Below are 22054 nucleotides of genomic sequence, written 5' to 3' on the forward strand. Positions count from 1 at the left end.
GATCCCGATGGTCAAACACGGGCTTCAACGCAAAATCCAGTATGGGATTCTGGTCTTTCTGGGACTCTGCTTTTTATTACCGCTGCTCTGGATTATTCTGGCTTCATTTGATCCGAATGCACAACAGGGGATCAAGATGCCGAGTACGTGGACAATGCAAAATTTCAAAGATGTACTCGGGGATGAGAGCAATCTGCGCTCGTTCGGTGTTGGTCTGATTCTGTCGGGAGGACAGGCGGCGCTTGTTGTATTTGTATCCGTTCTGGCAGCCTATCCATTATCCCGGTATGAAATGCGATTCAAGAAGAGCTTTTTGTTATCCATCTTGTTCATGACTGCACTGCCTATTACCGCTGTCATGGTTCCTGTATTTCAGATGTTTCTGTTCTTCAAAATGCAAAACTCTATCATCGCCACCATGTTGTTTCTGACCGCTTCATCCCTGCCATACGGGATCTGGATGATGAAGAACTTCATGGACGCGGTTCCAATTGATCTGGAAGAGTCGGCATGGATCGACGGAGCATCGGTATGGAACAGTCTGCGCAGAATCGTGGCGCCGCTCATGTTACCTGGTATTGCCACGATAGCGATATTTACTTTTTCGGGGAGCTGGGGGAATTTCTTTGTGCCCTACATCTTGCTCCAGACACCGGACAAACTTCCGGCATCGGTCACCATCTATCAATTCTTCGGCAGTCATGGCATGGTTGAATACGGCAGATTGGCTGCGTTCTCCATGTTGTATACGATGCCCTCGGTAGTACTCTATATATTCTCCCAACGTTATATGTCCAAAGGTTTCAGTATGGGCGGAGCAACGAAAGGCTAAGACAGGAGGTACAACATATGACAAACCCAAAGACAGCACACCTGATCTCGCATACCCACTGGGATCGCGAATGGTATATGCCCTATGAACATCATCACGTATTACTTGTTGAACTGATGGACAAGCTGCTCGATACGCTCGATCAGGACCCGGAGTATCGTTATTTCCATCTGGACGGACAGACGATTATACGCGAGGACTATTTACAGGTTCGCCCGGATCAACAGGAGAGACTTGACCGTTATATTCGGGAAGGTCGCATTCATTTTGGCCCATGGTATGTATTGCAGGATGAATTCTTGACGAGCAGTGAGGCCAACTTGCGGAACCTGCTCATTGGTCATCGGGATGCCAAACCGTTCGGCGTAATATCCAAAACCGGATATTTTCCTGACTCGTTCGGAAATATGGGACAGGCTCCGCAGATTTTGCAACAGGCGGATATTCAGAATGCGATCTTTGGACGCGGGGTTAAGCCTACGGGATTCAATAACGCTGTAGTGGATACAGATTCGTATGAATCCCCGTATTCGGAGATGATCTGGCGTTCCCCGGACGGTTCGGAAGTGCTCGGGATTCTGTTCGCGAATTGGTATTGCAACGGGATGGAAGTTCCGGTTGATCCTGAGAAAGCTCGGGCGTATTGGGACAAAAACCTGGAGGATGCCGAGAAGTTCGCTTCGACTTCGCATCTATTGTTCATGAATGGGTGTGACCACCAGCCGATTCAGACGGATCTGCCTGAGGCACTCCGCGTAGCTTCCGAACTCTACCCGGATGTGGAATTTGTCCATTCCAACTTTGATGATTATATCGAGTCCGTGTCTCAGAATGTTCCTGAACATCTGGCGACGATTGAAGGGGAGCTGCGAAGTCAGCACACAGACGGTTGGGGGACATTGGTCAATACTGCCTCGGCTCGTGTGTATTTGAAACAATTGAATCAGCAGGGACAGACGTTGCTTGAAAAGGTAGCTGAGCCGCTGGCGGCGATGGCGCATGTGGCCGGGGTCAAAGAATACCCGCATCATCTGCTGACACATGCCTGGAAGATGCTGATGCAGAACCACCCGCATGATAGCATCTGCGGATGTAGTGTGGACGAAGTACATCGCGAGATGGTAACGCGTTTTGCCAAGAGCAGACAGTTGACGGAGAAGCTGGTATCCCAGACTTCACAGGCCATTGCAGAATCCATTCGTGGGCAACAGACGGAAGCCTGGGGTGAGGATGCGGTGTTGTTCACCGTGTTTAACACAGCGGGCTGGACGCGCAGCGGAGTTATAGAGCAAGAACTAATCGTGGATAAAGCGTTCTTCCCGGAAGGGCCTGATCCACAGACCCTCGCCAAACGATTGGAAGAGAAGGCATTGTCAGCGTATCAACTTGTTGATGCAGATGGGCGTACGACTGAGGCAGAAGTGGTGGATCTCGGGGCACATTTCGGTTATGAGCTTCCGAAAGATCGTTTTCGCCAGCCGTATATGGCGCGTAAGGTGAAAGTGATTTTCCAGGCGGTGGATGTACCTGCACTTGGTTACCAAACGTATGGTCTTGTACCTATTATCCAGAACACGGCGAACGCAGTGACAGCCGATTCATCAAGCGATTCGGTTGGGGTGGAAAATAACATGATGGAGAACCGTCATGTACGAGTCACTGTTGAGCATAACGGTACCGTAACCATCGAGGATAAAACATCGGGTGCTGAATATAAAGGATTGAATGCATACGAAGATACCGGAGATATCGGTAATGAATATGTGTATCGTCAGCCTGAGGGTGAAGGTTTGCTCACGACAGAGCATCTGAAGGCAGAACTGCGGTTGGTGGAACAATCCGCCTATCGTGCCGTGATGGAAAGTGTGCTGTATTGGGAGATTCCGGCGGGGGCTGATGAGCGCTTTGAGCTGGAGAAGCGTCAGATGGTTCCTTTTACAGAACGGAAGGCGCAGCGTGTTAAGCATACGGTTGCGTTGACGATCACGACAATGTATACACTGGAAGCAGACAGCACCATAGTGAAGGTACGGACCACTTTTAATAACCAAGCCAAGGATCACCGACTGCGCGCACTCTTTCCATCCGGATTGGTGACAGAAGATCACTATGCGGATTCCATCTTTGAAGTTGCCAAACGTTCCAATACACCGGCCAAAGAATGGGTGAATCCGAGTAATGCCCAGCACCAGCAAGCCTTTGTACATGTAACCGATGGCAGCCATGGGCTGATGATCGCGAACAAGGGTCTGAATGAGTATGAAATTCTGCAACATGACGAGGGAAGTACGATTGCGGTTACGCTACTTCGAGCTTCTTCGGAGCTGGGAGATTGGGGTGTCTTTGAAACACCGGAGGCTCAATGTCTTGGACCACAGACCGTGGAATATGCGATTATTCCATATGAAGGAGATGCCGCACAGTCAGGAGCGTGTGCAACCGCTTATATGTATCCGATCCCGTGGACGACAGTGCAGTTGGGGCCGCTCGCATATACATTTGAGCAAGAAGGTCATAATCGAGCTGATGAGCATAAGATTGAACTTCCATTAACCAAGCAATGGCTTGGTTGGAATGAGCAAGGTTCGACCCTCGCCTTCTCCACGCTGAAAATGGCAGAGGAAACCGGAGATTTGATTGCCCGATGGTATAATCTGGACTGCAATCCGGTTGAATTGAACGTGCAGCCTGGATTTGAATGTGTCTCCGTCTATGAAAGTGATGTACTAGAGCGGAAGAACGATATGTTGGAGGGTCACAGCCAGACGATATCGGGATATAAAATTATTACACAAGGTTATGCGCTGAGTTAATTATAGCGATTCAAAACAAATTAGAAATGTCTAGTTCACCATAACGTGGTATCGACGAACAGGGCAAAAATCCACTGAAATTCACGATTTCAGTGGATTTTTTTGTTTTATTGGAATAAAGTTCGTTCTAACCCTGAAGTCAAGAACAAGAGCTTGCTCCGATTCCTGAATAGGCATATTGATTCTCTATTCCCGATTACAGCTCAAAGTGGAGGAGAGACTTGTAAACACTTTTGCATAAATATAACTTTCCGAAACCCTGCATGTACTGTAAAAGGGCCAGATTTAAGTTCTTTTTGGATGACATAGCCGATTCGTTCATATAATTTTTGTGCTGACGGATTCGTATCCACAACCTCCAGATTAATTCGGGTTATTTGCTTATTTTTTGCAACTTGCTCCAGTTCGGTTAATAACAATCGGCCTATACCCTTGCCACGAGCTTCTTCAATTACAACAATAGGGTCAATGTGCATGACGTTCTCAGGATATAGATGAAATTTCAGATAGAATTTATACAGGAAAAATCGCCAAGTCGCTACAATCGGAGGAAAAACGTTCCGAAAAGCGATATGATTAGCTGGTGTGAATGCCTTCTTGCCTACATTGTATCCGAGGAATCCAACCACCTTTTCATCGCTTGTAGCATAGATGCCCTGTTCAAATTGAATGGATTGAGATAATAGTTTCACGGCTTGATCTTTCGTTTGGGCATGAAACCAAAGATATTTTACTTTCAATGGAAAAGCTTCATAAAATAAATGGGAAACTTGTGCTTGTTGATGTAGATTGAGCTGGTGTGTAATTATAATTTGTTTCATTCCGATCACCCCCATCTGTAATTTAGGATTCATCAAGGCTGTTGTTTCATATCTCCATTCTCCTAAAATGTATGGGGTTGAACAATGCACATTTCTTAGTGTTACGGGTAGATTTCTTAGAACCTGGTACTCGTGCAAGTCGCCTAATATCAGTTGGGTTTGAATGAGAGGTGGAGATAACGGATGCATAGCATGAAAGATTCGATCCCCAATGATCCTATTAAAGTACAGTTTCTACATGTTAAGGATGAGCCGTTTCGATGGGTTAATTCTATAGAAGTGGTGATCGTACTGGAAGGCAGTATCCAGGTGTCCATTGCAGATGAGCAGAGGATATTAGGTTCGGGTGCAATAGAAATTTTCAATATCAATCAAGTTCATCGTCTATGGCAGACCCATGAGAACAATGTAATACTCCAACTCAACATGGATGCGGAGTTCGCAGAGGACCATGTACCTGAATTGCCTAAAGTCTGGTATGTTCACGAATTTAACGCTGGAAGTTATTTGGGTTCAGAAAGAACCAAAGAAATCATTAAAACGATCTGTACTTCCATATCTCCAATGATATACAAGAGTGAAGTGCCGTGGAAAACGTATAAGGAGACAGTCAAACGCCTGTTAGAGCTACTCTTGGAAAATTTTGATTTTAGGAGAAAATACCAAGGGAATCCGACAAAGCTGCAGCGAATAGAAAAAATATACGATTATTTATTTCATAACAGGGGGTACATCAACAAAGTGTCTCTGCATGATATCTCCAAAAATACAGAGGAGTATCTGAATCTGGATTATTTATCATCACAGTTCAAGCTATTGATAGGAGATACCTTTCAAAATTTACTGCATTACTTACGAATTGAGCACGCCATTAAACAATTATTAACGACAGATCTCAGTCTGGTAGATATTTCTATGGAGAGCGGATTCTCTGCGCCCAGATTCTTTTATCAGCAATTTAATAAAATGTTCCCCGAGGGACCGAAAGAGTTTCGCAAGCAACACAAAAAGAAGCAAGAGGTGATAGAACACAGCAGGATAACGTTAGATCCAACAACGATAATTCAGCGGCACAGGGAGTTGTTTGGTAACTATGAGGTAATAGAAGTTGAGCACAATAGGTGGATTAGATTCGATCTATTCCGAACGGAGAATTCAAAATCTGCTTCCATGTATATGATGGACATTCCGAAACTGCTTCAAGATAACTCACGTGAATATCTTGAAATGATTCTTCAGGTGAATAATGTAGATCCATCCAACGTGTTTGGATTTGGAGACACTTCGGATCTGCTGTACAGAGATATTGAAGTGTTGACATGGATTATGGACAGATTGAGGGAGAATAATGTTTTTCCGGTATTTATCATCGATACGAGCAGTGGAGCTATTCCCGAACGGATGACATCACTACAGCGACTATTCAAGCACTATGCGTATGTAAATGGTGAAGAGTATTTAAAGGGGTGGAAAATAGAATTTCAATAAAAATGTGCGTGGATATATGAATGTCTACAACAATAAGATGTCGTGATATTATACATTTAATGTCGTAAGTACCTATTAAAAATAGATGAAGTCTATGATAACTTATAGATAAATGTCAGAATATTATATAGTATGGAGGTAAGATAACAGTGACCATTCGAATTGGAAAAATTAGCTTGTGGCATGTGCATGCCTGGGATTATATTAAACAGGCGCAGGAACATGAAGATACGGTGATTGCGGCCGTGTGGGATGAAGATGTGAAGCGGGGTCAGGAAGCAGCTGATCGCTTGAATGTACCATTCTACGCTTCGCTCGAAGACATGCTGGCGAAGGGCGATATCGATGCCGTTATTGTTGATGCACCAACCCGTAACCATGAAGAAGTGATTACTGCTGCTGCACAAGCAGGCAAACACATTTTCACCGAGAAAGTGATTGCTTCAACACAATCGGAAGCGGCGATAATTCTGAATGTGGTGCAGGCAAACAAGGTCAAAATGACGGTCTCCTTGCCACGTCTGAATGCAGGCTATACGTTAACAATTCAGGATGTGCTTCATCAGGGGTTATTGGGTAAAGTGACTTATGTCAGAGCGCGTTTATCCCATGACGGAGCGATTACCAACTGGTTACCTGAACACTTCTATGATCTGAAGGATTGTCAAGGCGGAGCACTAATTGATCTCGGCTGTCATCCCATGTGTCTGGCTAACCTTTTCCTTGGTCAGCAAGTCACGGCTGTCAACGCGAACTTCGGTTATATTACAGGAAAAGAAGTGGAAGATAATGCGGTGGCCACCTTGTTTACGGATTCTGGAGCGATCGGCGTCGTTGAAGCAGGTTTTGTGAACAGCCACTCTCCATTTACGATTGAGGTTCATGGTACGGAAGGCACACTTCTGTACGGAACACCGGACGATAAACTATTGATACGCACGAAAGCAGCGCAGGGGCCATATCAGGAGTGGACTGAACTTCCTTTGTCAGATCAAAGAGAAAGCGCATTCAATCAATGGATTGCACATATCCAAAACGATACAGAGGCAACTGAAAATGTGCAGATCGCAATGGAGCTAACTCGCTTGATGGAAGCGGCTAATCAGTCTGCCAGAGAAGGGCGTAGAATCGCGCTGAATGAGTTGAAGGGTTAGGTTTCTGAATGAATTAAAGAGTTAGGTTCATGAAGGAGGTGTACAATCTTGAGCCTGTACGTTTATGAGAAAATGCTTGAACGGCAGGATCTTCTGGAGAGACTGGATATTTCAATCGTGTGGGGACATTATGAGATTCGCGTGATGCGATTTCATCTGACCTCCTTTCCGGCAGGCCGGATTGTGGATTTCCATAATCATGCGGAGTTCGAGTTCCATTTTATTCCGAGAGGGAAAGGTAAAGTCATTCTTGATGATCAGACACATGCACTCTCGGAAGGTATGCTGTATCTGACTGGACCCGGCGTCGTTCATTATCAGGAGGCAGACGCCCAAGAGGATATGGATGAACTATGCCTCCATGTGGATATCATTTACAAGCCAAGAGAGCATGTCGATCCATGGGAAGCCGCTGAATCAGAGGAAACCATGGAGAAGTTGAGAACGCTTCCACATACGCCGGTGAATGATTATCATCGGGCGATGTATTGTTTTTTGGAAGCCTATGAGGCGTGTGATCACAAATGGATGGGGTATTATACGTCGATTAAACAACTGGTTATTAGCATATTACTCAAAACCGTGAGAGCCTATGATACCGGGGGAATACGACCGGAAGCGCCTGTCCGGGATATGTCGGTGTATCGCTATGACTATGCTGTGCAGTATATGGAAGCGAATCATCCTACAGTGGTCACGTTGGAGCATGTAGCGGAGAAACTTCATATCAGTAGCAGGCAGTTGCAGCGGATCTTCTATCAAGTACAGCCAGATATTCCGTTCAGCCGCGCACTTGAAGATATTCGTCTACGCGCCGTGTGCCGCAATCTGGAGGAAAGTAACGTGTCCATTGAACAGATCGCTCTTGCTTCAGGATTTAACAACGCCAATTATTTGCATGCTGTTTTTCGGAAACGGCTGGGGATGACCCCGTCGACTTTTCGTAAAATGAAACAACCAATACTGAAGTGAGGGTGAATATATATGAGTAAAGTATATCGTATCGGAATTATCGGCTGTGGTGGGATCGCGAATGGTAAACATCTGCCGAGTCTGAGTAAACTGGATAATGTTGAACTGGTGGCTTTCTGTGACATTGTGGAGGAACGTGCCACCGAAGCTCAGCAGAAATATGGTTCTTCGGAAGCCAAAGTATACACGGATTACCTTGAATTGCTCAAGGACGAGTCACTGGACATTGTGCATGTGCTTACACCGAATATTTCTCATGCCGAGATTTCCATTGCTGCTCTGGAAGCAGGTAAACATGTCATGTGCGAGAAGCCAATGGCAAAGACATCTGCTGAAGCACAACTTATGCTGGAAGCGGCAGAGCGTACCGGCAAGAAACTGACGATTGGGTACAATAACCGTTTCAGAGAAGACAGTCAGTATTTGAAGAAAGTGTGCGAAGCGGGGGATCTGGGGAATATTTATTTTGCCAAAGCACATGCGATTAGACGTAGAGCGGTACCAACCTGGGGTGTTTTCCTGGATGAGGAGAAGCAAGGTGGAGGTCCACTGATTGATATTGGTACGCACGCACTCGATCTGACGCTCTGGATGATGGATAACTATCAACCGAAAGTTGTTCTGGGCACGACTTATCATGAACTTTCGCAACGAGAAAATGCGGCCAATGCCTGGGGCCCGTGGGACCCGAAACAATTCTCGGTAGAGGATTCAGCTTTCGGTATGATTGTAATGGAAAATGGAGCAACGATCATGCTGGAATCCAGTTGGGCACTTAACTCACTGGACGTGGATGAGGCCAAATGCAGTTTGAGCGGCAGCGAAGCGGGTGCGGATATGAAGAACGGACTGCGCATCAATGGTGAGAAATTCAGCCGTCTATATACCAACGAGATTGAACTGAGTGCAGGTGGGGTAGCTTTCTATGATGGTAAGAGCGAGAGCGCACCGGATGTGGAGATGAGAAAGTGGATTGAAGCCATTGAGAACGATCATGAGCCAGTGGTCACACCGAAACAAGCGCTGGTTGTATCTCAGATCCTGGAAGCACTCTATGAATCTGCTCGCACAGGCAAGGCTGTATACTTGAATAACGGCAGTGAAGCCTAGAAAAGAACAGAAAAACAGAAAAGAACAAAAAAACAGAGAAGAATAGATTACGGAACCCGCTGTCCTGTTATATGGGACAGCGGTTTTTTTGGTGTTATGGATACTGGCTATTGGTCCATACCAGACTCTATTTCGGCACATATGATGAGAGAAAAATGAGCTGAGAAGAGGTTGTGTCTTGACTAAACACAAAACGGGTTACGGTGTTTCCATTGTTGTATGTACCAATCGTCCGCAATTTTTTGAAAACATCCTGCAAAATTACAGTCGACAGCATTATCGAAGCAAAGAGCTTATCATTATCCTGAATCATGACCGTATGAATCTGGCATTATATCAAAAGCGTGTTCGAAATCTTGCCAATGTTCATGTATATCAAGTCCCGGAGAGTATTTCATTAGGACAAAGCCTGAACGCCGGAATAACAAGGGCTCGCTTTTCGTTAATTGCCAAATTTGATGATGATGACTACTATTCGCCGTATTATTTAACAGAACAGGTAAGAGAACTTAGACGGACCAAAAGTGATATTGTGGGCAAACATTCGTGCCTGGTCTACTTGGGCGCGTCCAAGACACTGCTGGTCAGATCTCCTGCTGAAAAAAATAAACCAGTTGAATTTGTACAAGGGGGTACTCTCCTGTTCAAAAGGGAGGTCTTGAAAAAAGTCCGCTTCACGGACCGTTCCATTGGGGAAGATGTAACCTTCCTGAGACAATGCAGGAAAAGAGGATTCAAAGCATATGCGACCTCACCGTTCAATTATGTCTATCACCGCAGACAGAATAAAAAAAGTCATACGTGGAGAGCGGATGACAGCTTCTACCTGGAGGGAAGTACCAAGCTTGCAATTACGGAGGATTTCAGACCCTTTGCTAATAAAAAGTTATAGAGGATACCACCAAATAGCGAAAGGGAAGATGCATCTGCTGTGTGTAGATGCGTCTTTTTTGTGCCAAAATGGTTCAATTTGGATGTGGTGAAAAAAATATTTATGAATTTACTTGAAAAAAGTATTGCATATAAGTTTAGTCGGAATTATATTAATGGTATAAGGTCTAGACCATATACAGATCGGAGTGTTTAGATGTCCAGTACGTTTTCATTTCGTTTTGAGAAAGTATCCACGAAAAAGGTCAGTGAATTCATTAGGGAACAACTGGAAGAAGCGATTATTTTGAAAGAGTTAATGAGCGAAGAGCAACTTCCAGCCGAGCGAGATCTGGCAGAAATTTTTAATGTAAGCCGTATTACCGTTCGCGAGGCACTCTCTTCATTGGAAGAGAAAGGTTTGATTGAGAAAAGAGTGGGTGCCAAAGGTGGTACGTTCGTACTGCCTCTGACAGCCAATTCGCATAAACGTACCAGAGAAGAAATTAAACGGGATTGGGCACAGATGCTGAAGGTGTTTGAATACCGAACCATCATTGAACCAGAGGGAGCTTTTCTGGCTGCTGAGCGGATCACTGCAGGCGAACTGGAGCTGCTGGAGAGTTATATGGAACAAAGTATAGAGCCAGACTGTACAAGGGAATGGTTCAGGGCGCTGGATGTGAAATTTCATCTGACCATCGCCAAAGCATCGGGGAATCCATATTGCGAGACAGCCGTGAGGCAGATTCGGACCAAAATTAATCCGGCGCTCGACTTGATGCCTTACGATGACCGGATACGTTCCGTCAACCACGGTGTACATATGGAGATTCTTGAAGCACTGAAAGCACATGACAGCATGAAGTCCCGAGAGACGATGAAAAGACATATCGAATTCTCGGCTGACGCGATCTATGCCCGTTTGGTTTCTGAATCGGACGAAAATGAAGGGAATGACAGCGAATGAATCGTTCAGAATTGATACAGTTGGCTCAGCCACTGCAAGCCCAGTTAAGCGCCTGGCGCAGAGATTTGCATCGCCATCCGGAAATCGGTTACGAGGAGCATCGCACATCCGCTATCGTAGCTGAGCATCTGGAAAGCCTCGGACTGGAAGTTACACGCAATGTCGGACAGACCGGGGTTACGGGCTTGCTTCGCGGCGAAACAGATGGACCAACCTTTGCCTTGCGCGCAGACATGGATGCATTGCCGATCCAGGATCAGAAAGCGGTGGAATACCGCTCGCAAGTGGAAGGCAAAGCGCATCTGTGTGGACATGACGCCCACACCTCCATCCTGATGGGAGCAGCTCAACTTCTTACTGGCCTTGGAAAACCGAAATCAGGCAATATCAAATTCATTTTCCAGCCTGCTGAAGAGGGACTCGCAGGAGCAAGAGCCATGATTCAGGACGGTGTTTTGGAGAATCCCAAGGTTGATGCCATCGCAGGGTTACACATGACCCCTGGTCAAGACACGGGAACCTTGGGCGTAAGTCAGGGTGTTGCATTCGCATCAGCTGATCCCTTGATTATCAAGGTGTTCGGCAAGGGTGGCCACGCAGCTCGTCCGCATGAAGGCATTGACGCGATTGCGGTATCCGCTCAGGTCATCACTGCATTGCAAAATATCGTCAGTCGCATGGTCGATCCACTTGAACCCGCTGTGGTCACCATTGGCAAAATCACCGGAGGTTATATGGGAACAGCCATTGCCCCGGAAGTGGAGATGATCGGTACGGTTCGAACACTCTCACCTGTCATTCGGGAACGGATGCCAGCTTTGATTGAGCAGGTAGTTAAAGGGGTCTGTGATTCTTTCGGAGCAGGATGCGAAGTCGTCTACGGCGATGGATACCCTGTGGTTGTGAATGATCTCGGCATGGTTGACCTGCTAACAGAGACTTGTGATCAGGTTAATGCGGAGAAGGGATGGAGCTATATCAAACCCTCCACAGGGGCGAGGATTTCGCTTTTTATTGTGAACAGGTTCCGGGTGTGTTTTTCAGACTAGGATCTGGGAATGATGAGGAACGTACTCGGTATCCACTTCACCATCCCATGTTTGATCTCGATGAAACAGCGATGCCTTATGGCGTGGGCATGTTGTCTGCAGTAGCACTTGAATTTTTGGCAAGAAATACAACTTCTGAGGGGGAGCAATCACAATGAAAAAAAGACAATGGACAGGCATGTGGATCACGTTACTGGCAATCGTAATGGTACTCAGCGCTTGCGGAGGAAAAACAACTAGCACGAATGATAATTCCGCAACAGAAGGAAAAGGCAGTGGGAGCGCAAGTACAACACTGACCATTGCAGCAGCAACAGATATTGAGAGTTTCGATCCGCATAACAACAACAACACATCCAGTGAGGCGGTTCTGGTTAACGTTTTTGATTATCTGATCAAAAATGACAGTGAACAGAAAAAAGTTGCAGGACTTGCGACATCATGGGATCAGGTAAATGATACGACATGGAGATTCAAGCTGCGTGAAGGCGTAACCTTCCACAATGGTGATCCCTTTACTTCAGCAGATGTAAAATATACGCTGGAGCGCGTAGCCAAGGACGAGACACTGAAACAAAACAGTTATTTCAAAAACATCGTGGAAGTTAAAGCGGTGGACGAATATACCGTAGACGTTATTACGGACGGTCCAGATCCGCTATTGCTGAATCGTTTGTCCAAAATGGGCGCTGGTATTCTGCCTGCAAAATATATTACGGATAACGGGTTCGATGCTTTCCTGAAACAACCGGTAGGAACTGGCCCTTACAAGTTCAGCAAATGGACCAAAGATGATCGTGTGGAACTCATGAAAAATGAGAATTATTTCGACGGTGAACCGAAATGGAATGAAGTGGTATTCCGGGTTATTCCTGAAGCCTCCACACGCGTATCCGAATTGCTTGCTGGCGGTGTAGATGTTGCGGCTTCTATTCCACCCACTGACATTGCCCGGATCGAAGGCGAAGCAGACAAGAAGATTGTCAAAGCGCCAATCCAACGTGTACTTCAATTGATCTTCCGCCAGACGGAAGGCAGCATCACGGCTGATCCCAAAGTCCGTGAAGCGATTGACCTGGCTATCGACAAACAAGGAATCGTGGACAGCATTGCCGGTGGAGCAGGTATCGTAACTCGTACGTCCGTAACACCAGGCAACTTCGGTGCTGATGCTTCATTGTACAAAACCTCACTTTATGACCAGGAAAAAGCAAAACAGCTCCTGAAGGAAGCCGGATACGCCGAGGGTGAAGCCGAGATGACCATCTCTGTTTCCGCACAGTACAAAGAACAGGCGGAAGTTGTTGCAGCGATGCTGGAACAAGCCGGATTCAAAATCAATTTGGATGTGCTTGAAGCAAGTGCTTTCAGTGAGCGTTACAGTTCCAAATCTTTCAAAGAAATCTTCATGATCGGTATTGGTAACTCCTTGTTCGATGCTTCGAACAACTACAACCGTTATATGCTCGAAGAAGCCAAAGGGGAGTCGGATTACAACAATCCTGAAGTGGAGAAACTGTTGCAATCTGCATTGGTGAATATGGACCCTGCGGCTCGCGAGAAAGAGTATCAGCAAGTACAGCAGATCTTCTCGGAGGAACGCCCAGCCGTATATCTGTACCAGATGGAAGGTGTTTACGGCACGAATGCGAAAGTGAACTTCGCACCGCGCAGTGACGAGATGTTCTATGCTGACGAGATTACACCTGTTGCACAGTAACATGGGGTATAACAACCTTTCATTGCAAAGATAGGCGTGAACGGCAGGGACTGGATAACCATGTTCCTGCCGTTCTTTTTTAAAAGAGGAGGTGAACAAGGAATGGGCAAATACGTACTCAAGTCATTATTGCAGATCATTCCGGTGCTGTTCATTGTTTCATTAATCGTGTTCATATTGGTCCGCGTCACGGGTGATCCGGTTGCGCTGATGTTGCCCGAAACGGCTACTGCTGAAGATCGTGCTGTCTTGACGCAGGCACTTGGTCTGGATCAGCCACTATATACGCAATACATGAAGTTTCTCGGTAGTGCATTACAGGGAGACTTTGGGCAATCATTTCGTTACAATCAACCCGCACTAGAGCTTGTGCTGGAACGATTGCCTGCGAGTTTTGAACTGGCGGTAGCCGCCATGTTTTTTGCGGTTCTTATGGCTGTGCCGCTGGGAATCATCTCAGCTGTGAAACGAAATACGTTTACCGACCTCATCATTTCAGGAATATCCGTCATTGGTAAGGCGATGCCGAACTTCTGGATGGGGATTATGCTGATTCTGTTGTTCTCCGTCATGCTGGGGGTATTGCCGGTATCGGGTCGCGGAGGATTGTCACATCTGATCTTGCCTGCGTTCACACTTGGTGTCGGATTGGCAGCGCAGATGACTCGTCTCATTCGTTCCAGCATGCTGGAAATTCTGAGCCAGGACTATATCCGAACAGCCCGCAGCAAGGGACTTGGCCGAATGGTTGTCATTGGAAAACATGCGTTTCGCAATGGACTGATTCCGGTCGTGACGATCATGAGTTTGCAATTCACAAGTCTGATTGGGGGGACCCTGATCACGGAAACGGTGTTCTCTTGGCCTGGACTGGGTCAGTTGTTGGTCGTTGCAGTCAATACACATGATATGGCAATTGTACAGGCAGCGGTGTTTGTCATTGCCGTCATCGTTGTGGTAGTCAACATTTTGACGGATGTATCCTACAGGCTGCTTGATCCGCGCATCAAATATGACTAGAAGGAGGTGCAATCGATGACAGGCAGCAATGAAATGCCGATTCCCGGTACAGAACAGGATCAAAAGGGTGGACGTGCACCAACGGGATTCCGTTACATCTGGCAGCAACTAATCCTCAGCAAGACCGGAATGTTTGGTGCTGTGCTCGTTGTGTTAGTTGTGTTAATTGCCATAGGTGCACCTCTACTGACAAGTCATGATCCGGGAGCGGTTAACCCGTTGAACCGTCTTAAACCGCCAGCATGGCTGGAGGGCGGAACAGCCGAATACTGGCTGGGTACGGACAATCTTGGTAGAGATATGTGGAGCCGAATGGTATACGGTGCGCGCGTTTCGTTAATCGTGGGTATGGGTGCGGTGATCGTGTCTGGCATGATCGGAGCTATTCTGGGACTGTTGTCCGGATTCTACGGAAAATGGCTGGATGCCGTAATCATGCGGGTAGGCGATGCATTCATGGCGATTCCGACGATTCTGTTTATGTTGGTCGTAATGGCGATTGTTGGGCCGGGGATTACGACGTTGATTTTGGTAATCGGTGTAACGAACTGGGTTCCATTTACCCGTGTGGTACGAAGTGAGGTTCTCAGTATCAAGGAACGGGATTATGTCCATGCGGCGAGATCGATCGGTGCCAAGAATGGAAGATTGATTCTGAAACATATTCTGCCGAATATTATGTCATCCTTTATCGTGATCTGTGGCATGAACGTAGGTACAACGATTATTATGGAAGCTTCGCTCAGTTTCCTGGGCTTGGGTATCAAACCACCCGATGTATCCTGGGGAGGGATGCTCAGTGATGGCAGACAATACGTTGCAACAAGCTGGTGGGTCGCTACATTCCCGGGACTAGCCATTACATTTACCGTACTCGGTGTTATTTTCCTTGGAGATTGGCTGCGTGATGTGCTTGATCCACGTACGGAGACAACCCATAAATAAACGGAGAAGGGAGCCATCATTATGAATCAAAGACCAATGATGCCGGAGGATCTGGTTCACTATCGTTCGATAAGTCAGCCAGTAATCAGTCCGAACGGACAAGTGGCTTATGTGGAACAGACTATAGATCAGGATAAAAACGAATATAACACGCAAATTCGAGGCATCTCGCTCGATGGCGATGAAGATATTGCACTTTCGGATGGAACGAAGGATTCCTCTCCTGCGTGGTCGCCGGATGGGACACAGCTCACATTTATTCGCTCAGTGGATGGTGGCAAAGGATTATGGACGCTCCATTCAGAACAAAAAGAGCCGGTCATGCTGATATCTCCCGCACATAAAATATGGAGTTATATCTGGTCACCGAACGGGCAGTACATTGCGTTTACCAGCAAAGTGAAACCGGAGAACCAACAGAAGAAAGCTGACGTCCAACAGGAGTCTGCACCTGTGCTGCGAGGTAAAGTCTTCGAGCGTACAACGCCGAAGGCGGAAGGGGCTGGCTGGTGGGATGGTCAATACAGCCATTTGTTTGTATATGAGATTGAAAGTGGGCAGATCACGCAGGTGACTTCCGGGCTATGGAATATCAGTGCTCCGGCATGGTCGCCAGATAGCCAGCACCTTTCCTTCATATCCAAGCAAGTGGAGGATGAGGAACTTGATGCGGATCTGCTGTACTTTACGGATGTATACAGCATTCGATTGGGAGAGAGTGATCTCTTCAAAGTGACGGATTCCAGTCTGGCGATTAGCCAGTTTTCCTATTCACCCGATGGACAGCAGTTGATCCTGATCGCCAGTGATCGCGATTACGGAAGTGGGAGTCACAACAGATTATATGCAGTCCCCGTTCATCGGGGTGTACCCAGGTCAATCGCACCGCAAGTAGATATACAGATTGGTAACGCAGCACTGGGAGATATGAAGTCGGCAGGTACATCACCTTCTCCTATCTCGGATGCCCATCATCCGGAACGTGGTGTATACGTACTCGGAACGCATAACGGGAATGTGGACGTGTACCGTATTCAAGAAGATGGGGCCTGTCAATCGGTGACGGGCGCTGGTGAAAAGGATGTGTATCAGTATACCTTAACGCCGGATGGTACGTCGCTGGTTATCGCTGCGTTGACTGCTGAACATCCTGGAGAGTTATATCGCGTGCATGTTGAAAGTGGTGAGTTGTCCAGACTCACCCGGCGAAATGATGAATTCATGGCTGAATTAGTTGTTAATGTGCCTGTTCGTGTTGAATTCACGTCTTCCGATGGATGGCCGATTCAAGGTTGGTTAGCTACACCCGCAGTACGTTCATCCAATGGGAAGCTGCCACTGATTTTGCAAATTCATGGTGGACCTCACGCGATGTATACGGGAACATTCAGTCATGAGATGCAGACACTCGTTGCGCAAGGATATGCTGTGTTATGGGTCAATCCCCGCGGAAGCATGGGATACGGTCAGGAGTTTGCCAGAGCATGCCGTGGTGACTTTGCCGGAGGCGATTACCGGGATCTGATGGAAGCTGTTGATTATGCCCTGGCTACCTATGATTTCCTTGATGCATCACGTCTGGGTGTCGCAGGTGGCAGTTATGGTGGGGTGATGACCAACTGGATCGTAGCGCATACGCACCGTTTCAAAGCGGCTGTCACCCAGCGTTGCATCTCCAACTGGTTGTCCATGTATGGAACGAGTGATATCGGAATTTCCTATGTCCAGGGAGTCATTGGCGGCAATCCGGCGGAAAACGCTGAATTCCTGTGGTCCCGCTCACCTCTTGCCCACGCACATCACATTGAGACGCCACTTCTGATCATGCACGGAGAGCAGGACTATCGGACACCAATTGCGCAAGCGGAGGAATTATACACAACGCTCAAACGATACGGCAAAAAGACCAAACTGATTCGTTATCCAGGCTCCAACCACAGTGTGCTCAAAAGCGGTAAACCTTCACTTCGGATCGATAGCTTCGAACAGGTGAATGCCTGGTTCAATCAGTATCTCGGGAATGAGGAGGGCGAGCAATGAGTCGAACTCAGCTGTCCATTCCTGTAGGCCTTCTTGTAGAGAATGTTCTGACAAGTGGGGTACCGGGAGAAATGATTATTGAATGGTTACAACGTCGAGACTACTCCCAGTTGTTGCCTTTGGTTAAGGAATCCGCGATGGATTTCGATGAAAGACTACAGACAGCAACAGATATCGGAGACGATTGGGAAAAGGCGATACGTCAAGGTTATGAGTTCAAGTTTTTGCATATTAACGGGTTGAAGCGATTGCTCGATTTCCGGTTTGACCGTAAGGTGGATCGGGATTATGTTCAAGATGAACTGTCACTGAAACATATTCATCTGACCGCACAAGAGATTGAATTGCTGCAATCGTTAATTGGCAGACAATGGCTCGTGCAAGTAGAAGAAACAGAGGCAGCAGAAGAAGGCAGAACAGAGATCGAGTCATTCTCCCACCTTCCTGTCCGTATTCAATTGAAATTCCCATAATATTGACCAGCAGAAGCCGCGATGATCGCGGTTTTTTTGGTATGTGCGTGTAGAAATGTGCGTGAGGGAATGAAAAGTTGAAATCGAACTCCGTATGATTTATATTTGTATTAAATGATATTTTAATCTATCAAAATACGAGTATAAAGAGGAGGGCATGGGATGTCCATTCAAAATATTCTGGGAAAAATTCAAATATCGGATGATGTGATCTCCAAAATTGTTGGCAAGATCGCGAATACCACCAGTGAGATTTCCTCCATGTCGACAGGACTTGTAGAAGGGATTACCAAAAAGTGGAGCGGGAAAAGTCTGCAAAATGGCATTGCCATCCGCAAGGTAGAAACTAGACTGGAGATTAACTTAAAGGTTGTCGTTCGTTATGGAACGAAAGTGCATGAAGTCTGCAGGGAATTACAAAATAATGTGAGAGTGCATGTGGAGCAGCTGACGGGATTAACCATTGATACGGTGAACGTGATCGTTGAGGGCATATCAATGAATCAACCTGATGCCAGGTTCTAGTCCAATTTCATCTATTTATAGGAGTGACAGCGATGAATAAGATTTCCATTATAAAAGCCAGTCCACAATCATTAGTCGGCGGGCAACTAAATCAGATGGCACTTGAATATATGGCATATTCGCTTGCAGGTACCAAAGATAAAGGCATTATAGAGAAAACATTCAATAAGTTATGGCGTTCGAATCGAAACCGATTCAGTCACCAATACGCATTTGAAGCTAAAATGGGTAGCCAGACGCTAGGCATGGTTATGTGTTTTCCAATGACTGTAATGAACAAACTTGCTTTTCCAACGTTCTCCAAACTGCTTGAACTTCGTAAATGGAGCCTGATCAAGTATAATCTTCAACATTGGAAAGAGTTCTACTCCATGGTGACATTGAAAGAAGGAGAGAACGATGAGTACCATATCGGAACATTGGCTACCTTGCCTGAAAGCAGAGGACTTGGCGTGGGGACGCAGCTCATTCAATTTGCTGAGCAGCAAGCTGTAGTACAAGGTCTGTCCAAATCTTCGCTCACGGTTAAAAAGGAAAATGCACCGGCTATCAAACTGTATGAACGTTTGGGATACCAGAGAGTAGGGGAAATCAATAAACCTGCGCTATCCCTGTACAGGATGTCCAAAAAACTGGTGTAAACTTTCCACCAATGCTTCTTGTGTGACCCAGTCTGTGCAGGTCTGACAGGTGGGGTCTTTTTTCATTTTTTGACAGTCGGGAGAGGAACGAGAGGTGTTTTTTTATAGGTGTAATCCAATGGTTTTATAAAAAAGAGACTTGACTTCCCTTGGCGTTTAAGCAGGTACTTGACAAAGGTGTGGTATAGTATAAAAAGTTGTTTTAATGGTAATAGCCTTCATAAATAAACAAGATGGGGTGTAATTTGTGTTTCAATATAAGGATCAGGAATATGAAGCAGTACATTTTGAGGGACGCGATCTGCGATATGGAGAACTGATAAGCTGTGTTTTCAAACAGTGTACTTTCATGAATGCTTCTATGGAAGAAATCGAGACAAGTAACTGCCGTTTTATCGAGTGTGACTTCAAAGGGGCTTCCATGAATGGTTCGATTCATACGGAATCGGCTTTTGAAAACTGTACCTTTGGTGGTGCGAATCTCTTTGCTTCCAAATTCAGCTCTTGCAAGATGACAGGCTCAGACTTCTCAGGTGCGCAAATGGATGGCATTACCCTGAGTCAGGGCGACTGGTCTTACACGAATCTGAGACATACGCGTTTAGGGAAACAGGACCTGCGAGGAATTCGTTTCTATGAAGCTGACTTTACGGACACGGATTTCACCAAAGCGGATTTGAGAGACTGTGATCTTACAAGAGCCGTTATGAGCAGAGCCAAGTTGCAAGGGGCCGATTTTAGAGGGGCAAACCTGGAAGGGATCGACCTGAAATCACTGGATATCAAAGGCGTACGTTTGGATCGAGAACAAGCCGTTCTGTTTGTACGCTCTTATGGTGCTAAAGTAGACTAATAATGACAGGCCATGTCCATAACTAAAAAATCGACACCAGGAAACCGCTCATCAAGCGGTTTTTTTTGGTGTCGATTAGCTACGGTACATTTAGATCACAGGTTCAATCCTCTTCTTTGGATAACATTCTAACGACCAAATAAATAAAAGTGATGCCGATTAATATAATAATTCCATTGGTTATTGGAAACCACATAACCGAATTCACCTCCATTTTCGAGATGGAATAAGTTTAGATTTAACCTTCCGCAGTTTGATTTTTTGCTCGTTTCAAGCGTACGGCAACCCAGCTCATGATCAGAGCAGCAATGAACAGAAATACAGTTACACCTGCGATGACGACAAAGAAGGATTGGTCAAAAGCAGCAAATGCAGCGTTTTTGAGTGATTCAGCAGACGCGGCAGGAAAGCTTTCGGCGGCGATAAGCGCTTCATCCAGACTGTCCTTCGCATTGGCCGGCACACGAATCCCCGGAGGAATCTTCATAGCCAGTGTGTAGAAAAGGGTCGACATGCTTCCGATGATCGCAATACCGGATGCTCCGCCCAGCTCATAACCTACTTCCTCAATGGATGCTGCCATACCCGCTTTGTGAGGTGGAGCATAACTCATAATGGAATGGGATGCAGCAGTCATCCCTGATCCAAGACCTGCACCAAGCAGTGCCAAACCGAGAATCTGCCCGGTAAACCCTGCATTGAAATACATCAGATACGTCCCCATGCCAAGGGCAGCGATCAAGAGAGAGAAGCTTTTGATATATACAACATCCACACGGTGCATAATGGCCCCCGTAACAGGCCCGGTAATGAGTGCTGCAACAGGTATGGATACGGTGAATAGTCCAGCCTGAAGCGGTGACATGCCTTCCACAAGCTGAAGCCGCTGAGTGACCATATATTGCACACCCATTTGTGCAAACAAGCCGACTAAAGCGGTAATAAAGCCAGTGCTGAATCTTGGGATTTTGAACAAGGACAGATCCAGAAGCGGGTTGGAACTACTGTTCTGACGGCGAATAAAGATAATAAGGGACAGAACACCGATCACAGCAGCAATGATGGCTAAGGTCAGAGATCCTTCGCGTCTTGTAAATTCCTTGATGGAATAGATAATTCCGACCATGGCAATCATGATCTGAATGGAACTGGTGAAATCCCACTTTTTCGACGCATCTCCTTGATGTTTAGGGATTATTTTCAAGGCGAATACAAACGCGATAATGGCTATGGGCAGGTTAATCAGAAATACAGAGCCCCACCAGAAGTGTTGAAGGAGCAGTCCCCCGACAATTGGTCCCAGTCCTGCACCACCGGATGCAATGGAACCCCATATGCCGATCGCGAGTGCGAGTTCTCGTTCATTCGTAAATGTAACCCTGATGATCGACAATGTCGCTGGCATCATCATGGATGCGCCTACGGCAAGAAGAATTCTGCTCATGACCAGCACAGCCGGTACAGGAGAAAAGGCAGCAGCAAGAGAAGCGGCAGAAAAGACGAGCAATCCCAGAGTAAATATTTTCTTATGACCAAGACGGTCCCCAAGTGTTCCCATTGCAGGCAGCAAACCCGCCATGACGAGGGAGTAACCATTCAGAATCCATAATTTCTCTGAAGCTGATGCACCGAGTTCATGGGTCAAGCTGGGTAAAGCGGTATACAGGATGGTCATATCCATCACAATGAGTAATAGTGCACTTGAGACAATAACAAGAATCATCCAACGTTTGAATTTTGACATGTTTCCCTCCGACG

General features: G+C 46.4%; 18 protein-coding genes and 1 pseudogene. 17 read left to right on the forward strand and 2 right to left on the reverse strand.

Features of this window, described 5'->3' with window-relative positions; genetic code table 11:
- Positions 1-7: 7 nt before the first annotated feature.
- Positions 8-832, forward strand: coding sequence for a carbohydrate ABC transporter permease (locus tag C0Q44_RS23095; RefSeq protein WP_105409561.1), 825 nt, complete (start codon positions 8-10; stop codon positions 830-832).
- Between the two features lie 17 nt (positions 833-849).
- Positions 850-3645, forward strand: a complete 2796-nt coding sequence (locus tag C0Q44_RS23100) for an alpha-mannosidase (protein WP_105409562.1) — start codon at positions 850-852, stop codon at positions 3643-3645.
- 203 nt (positions 3646-3848) lie between these two features.
- Here the strand turns inward: C0Q44_RS23100 and C0Q44_RS23105 are convergent, their stop codons facing one another.
- Entirely contained in the window at positions 3849-4499 is a 651-nt protein-coding gene (locus C0Q44_RS23105; protein ID WP_181151144.1) for a GNAT family N-acetyltransferase, read from the reverse strand.
- 150 nt (positions 4500-4649) lie between these two features.
- Between C0Q44_RS23105 and C0Q44_RS23110 the strand changes: the two genes are divergently transcribed.
- From C0Q44_RS23110 to C0Q44_RS23180, 15 genes and pseudogenes are all read left to right on the forward strand, one after another.
- Positions 4650-5954, forward strand: a complete 1305-nt coding sequence (locus C0Q44_RS23110; RefSeq protein ID WP_105409564.1) for a helix-turn-helix domain-containing protein — start codon at positions 4650-4652, stop codon at positions 5952-5954.
- A 149-nt stretch (positions 5955-6103) separates the two neighbouring features.
- Positions 6104-7108, forward strand: a complete 1005-nt coding sequence (locus tag C0Q44_RS23115) for a Gfo/Idh/MocA family protein (protein ID WP_105409565.1) — start codon at positions 6104-6106, stop codon at positions 7106-7108.
- Between the two features lie 48 nt (positions 7109-7156).
- The gene (locus tag C0Q44_RS23120) at positions 7157-8080 is read left to right on the forward strand and encodes an AraC family transcriptional regulator (protein WP_258166513.1); all 924 of its coding nucleotides are present in this window, start codon (positions 7157-7159) and stop codon (positions 8078-8080) included.
- 12 nt (positions 8081-8092) lie between these two features.
- A complete protein-coding gene (locus C0Q44_RS23125) occupies positions 8093-9190 on the forward strand; it encodes a Gfo/Idh/MocA family protein (protein ID WP_105409567.1) in 1098 nt (365 codons plus the stop codon).
- Between the two features lie 178 nt (positions 9191-9368).
- Positions 9369-10082: a glycosyltransferase family 2 protein gene (locus C0Q44_RS23130; RefSeq protein ID WP_105409568.1), complete on the forward strand. Its 714-nt coding sequence runs from the start codon at positions 9369-9371 to the stop codon at positions 10080-10082.
- Positions 10083-10277: 195 nt separating this feature from the next.
- The gene (locus C0Q44_RS23135) at positions 10278-11030 is read left to right on the forward strand and encodes a FadR/GntR family transcriptional regulator (protein ID WP_105409569.1); all 753 of its coding nucleotides are present in this window, start codon (positions 10278-10280) and stop codon (positions 11028-11030) included.
- Positions 11027-12237 (forward strand): annotated as a pseudogene (locus C0Q44_RS23140) (M20 metallopeptidase family protein). The gene C0Q44_RS23135 and the pseudogene C0Q44_RS23140 overlap by 4 nt, the downstream one beginning before the upstream one ends.
- Entirely contained in the window at positions 12234-13799 is a 1566-nt protein-coding gene (locus tag C0Q44_RS23145; RefSeq protein WP_105409570.1) for an ABC transporter substrate-binding protein, read from the forward strand. Before C0Q44_RS23140 ends, C0Q44_RS23145 begins: the two are co-directional and overlap by 4 nt.
- Positions 13800-13901: 102 nt before the next feature.
- Complete coding sequence (locus tag C0Q44_RS23150; protein ID WP_105409571.1) at positions 13902-14819, forward strand: ABC transporter permease; 918 nt, start codon at positions 13902-13904, stop codon at positions 14817-14819.
- Between the two features lie 15 nt (positions 14820-14834).
- A complete protein-coding gene (locus tag C0Q44_RS23155; protein ID WP_105409572.1) occupies positions 14835-15764 on the forward strand; it encodes an ABC transporter permease in 930 nt (309 codons plus the stop codon).
- A gap of 21 nt (positions 15765-15785) precedes the next feature.
- On the forward strand, positions 15786-17804 hold the full coding sequence (locus tag C0Q44_RS23160; RefSeq protein ID WP_105409573.1) for a S9 family peptidase: 2019 nt from the start codon (positions 15786-15788) through the stop codon (positions 17802-17804).
- A complete protein-coding gene (locus C0Q44_RS23165) occupies positions 17801-18277 on the forward strand; it encodes a hypothetical protein (RefSeq protein WP_105409574.1) in 477 nt (158 codons plus the stop codon). Before C0Q44_RS23160 ends, C0Q44_RS23165 begins: the two co-directional genes overlap by 4 nt.
- A 162-nt stretch (positions 18278-18439) precedes the next feature.
- Positions 18440-18802, forward strand: a complete 363-nt coding sequence (locus C0Q44_RS23170) for an Asp23/Gls24 family envelope stress response protein (RefSeq protein ID WP_105409575.1) — start codon at positions 18440-18442, stop codon at positions 18800-18802.
- A 32-nt stretch (positions 18803-18834) separates the two neighbouring features.
- Entirely contained in the window at positions 18835-19443 is a 609-nt protein-coding gene (locus tag C0Q44_RS23175) for a GNAT family N-acetyltransferase (RefSeq protein ID WP_105409576.1), read from the forward strand.
- A 247-nt stretch (positions 19444-19690) separates the two neighbouring features.
- Positions 19691-20296 (forward strand): pentapeptide repeat-containing protein, encoded by a 606-nt coding sequence (locus C0Q44_RS23180; RefSeq protein ID WP_105409577.1) that lies wholly within the window; start codon positions 19691-19693, stop codon positions 20294-20296.
- A gap of 238 nt (positions 20297-20534) precedes the next feature.
- Here C0Q44_RS23180 and C0Q44_RS23185 read toward each other — a convergent pair whose 3' ends face one another.
- Positions 20535-22040 (reverse strand): MFS transporter, encoded by a 1506-nt coding sequence (locus C0Q44_RS23185; protein ID WP_105409578.1) that lies wholly within the window; start codon positions 22038-22040, stop codon positions 20535-20537.
- Between the last annotated feature and the right edge of the window lie 14 nt (positions 22041-22054).

The sequence above is a fragment of the Paenibacillus sp. PCH8 genome (genome assembly GCF_002968835.1).
Taxonomy (GTDB): domain Bacteria; phylum Bacillota; class Bacilli; order Paenibacillales; family Paenibacillaceae; genus Paenibacillus.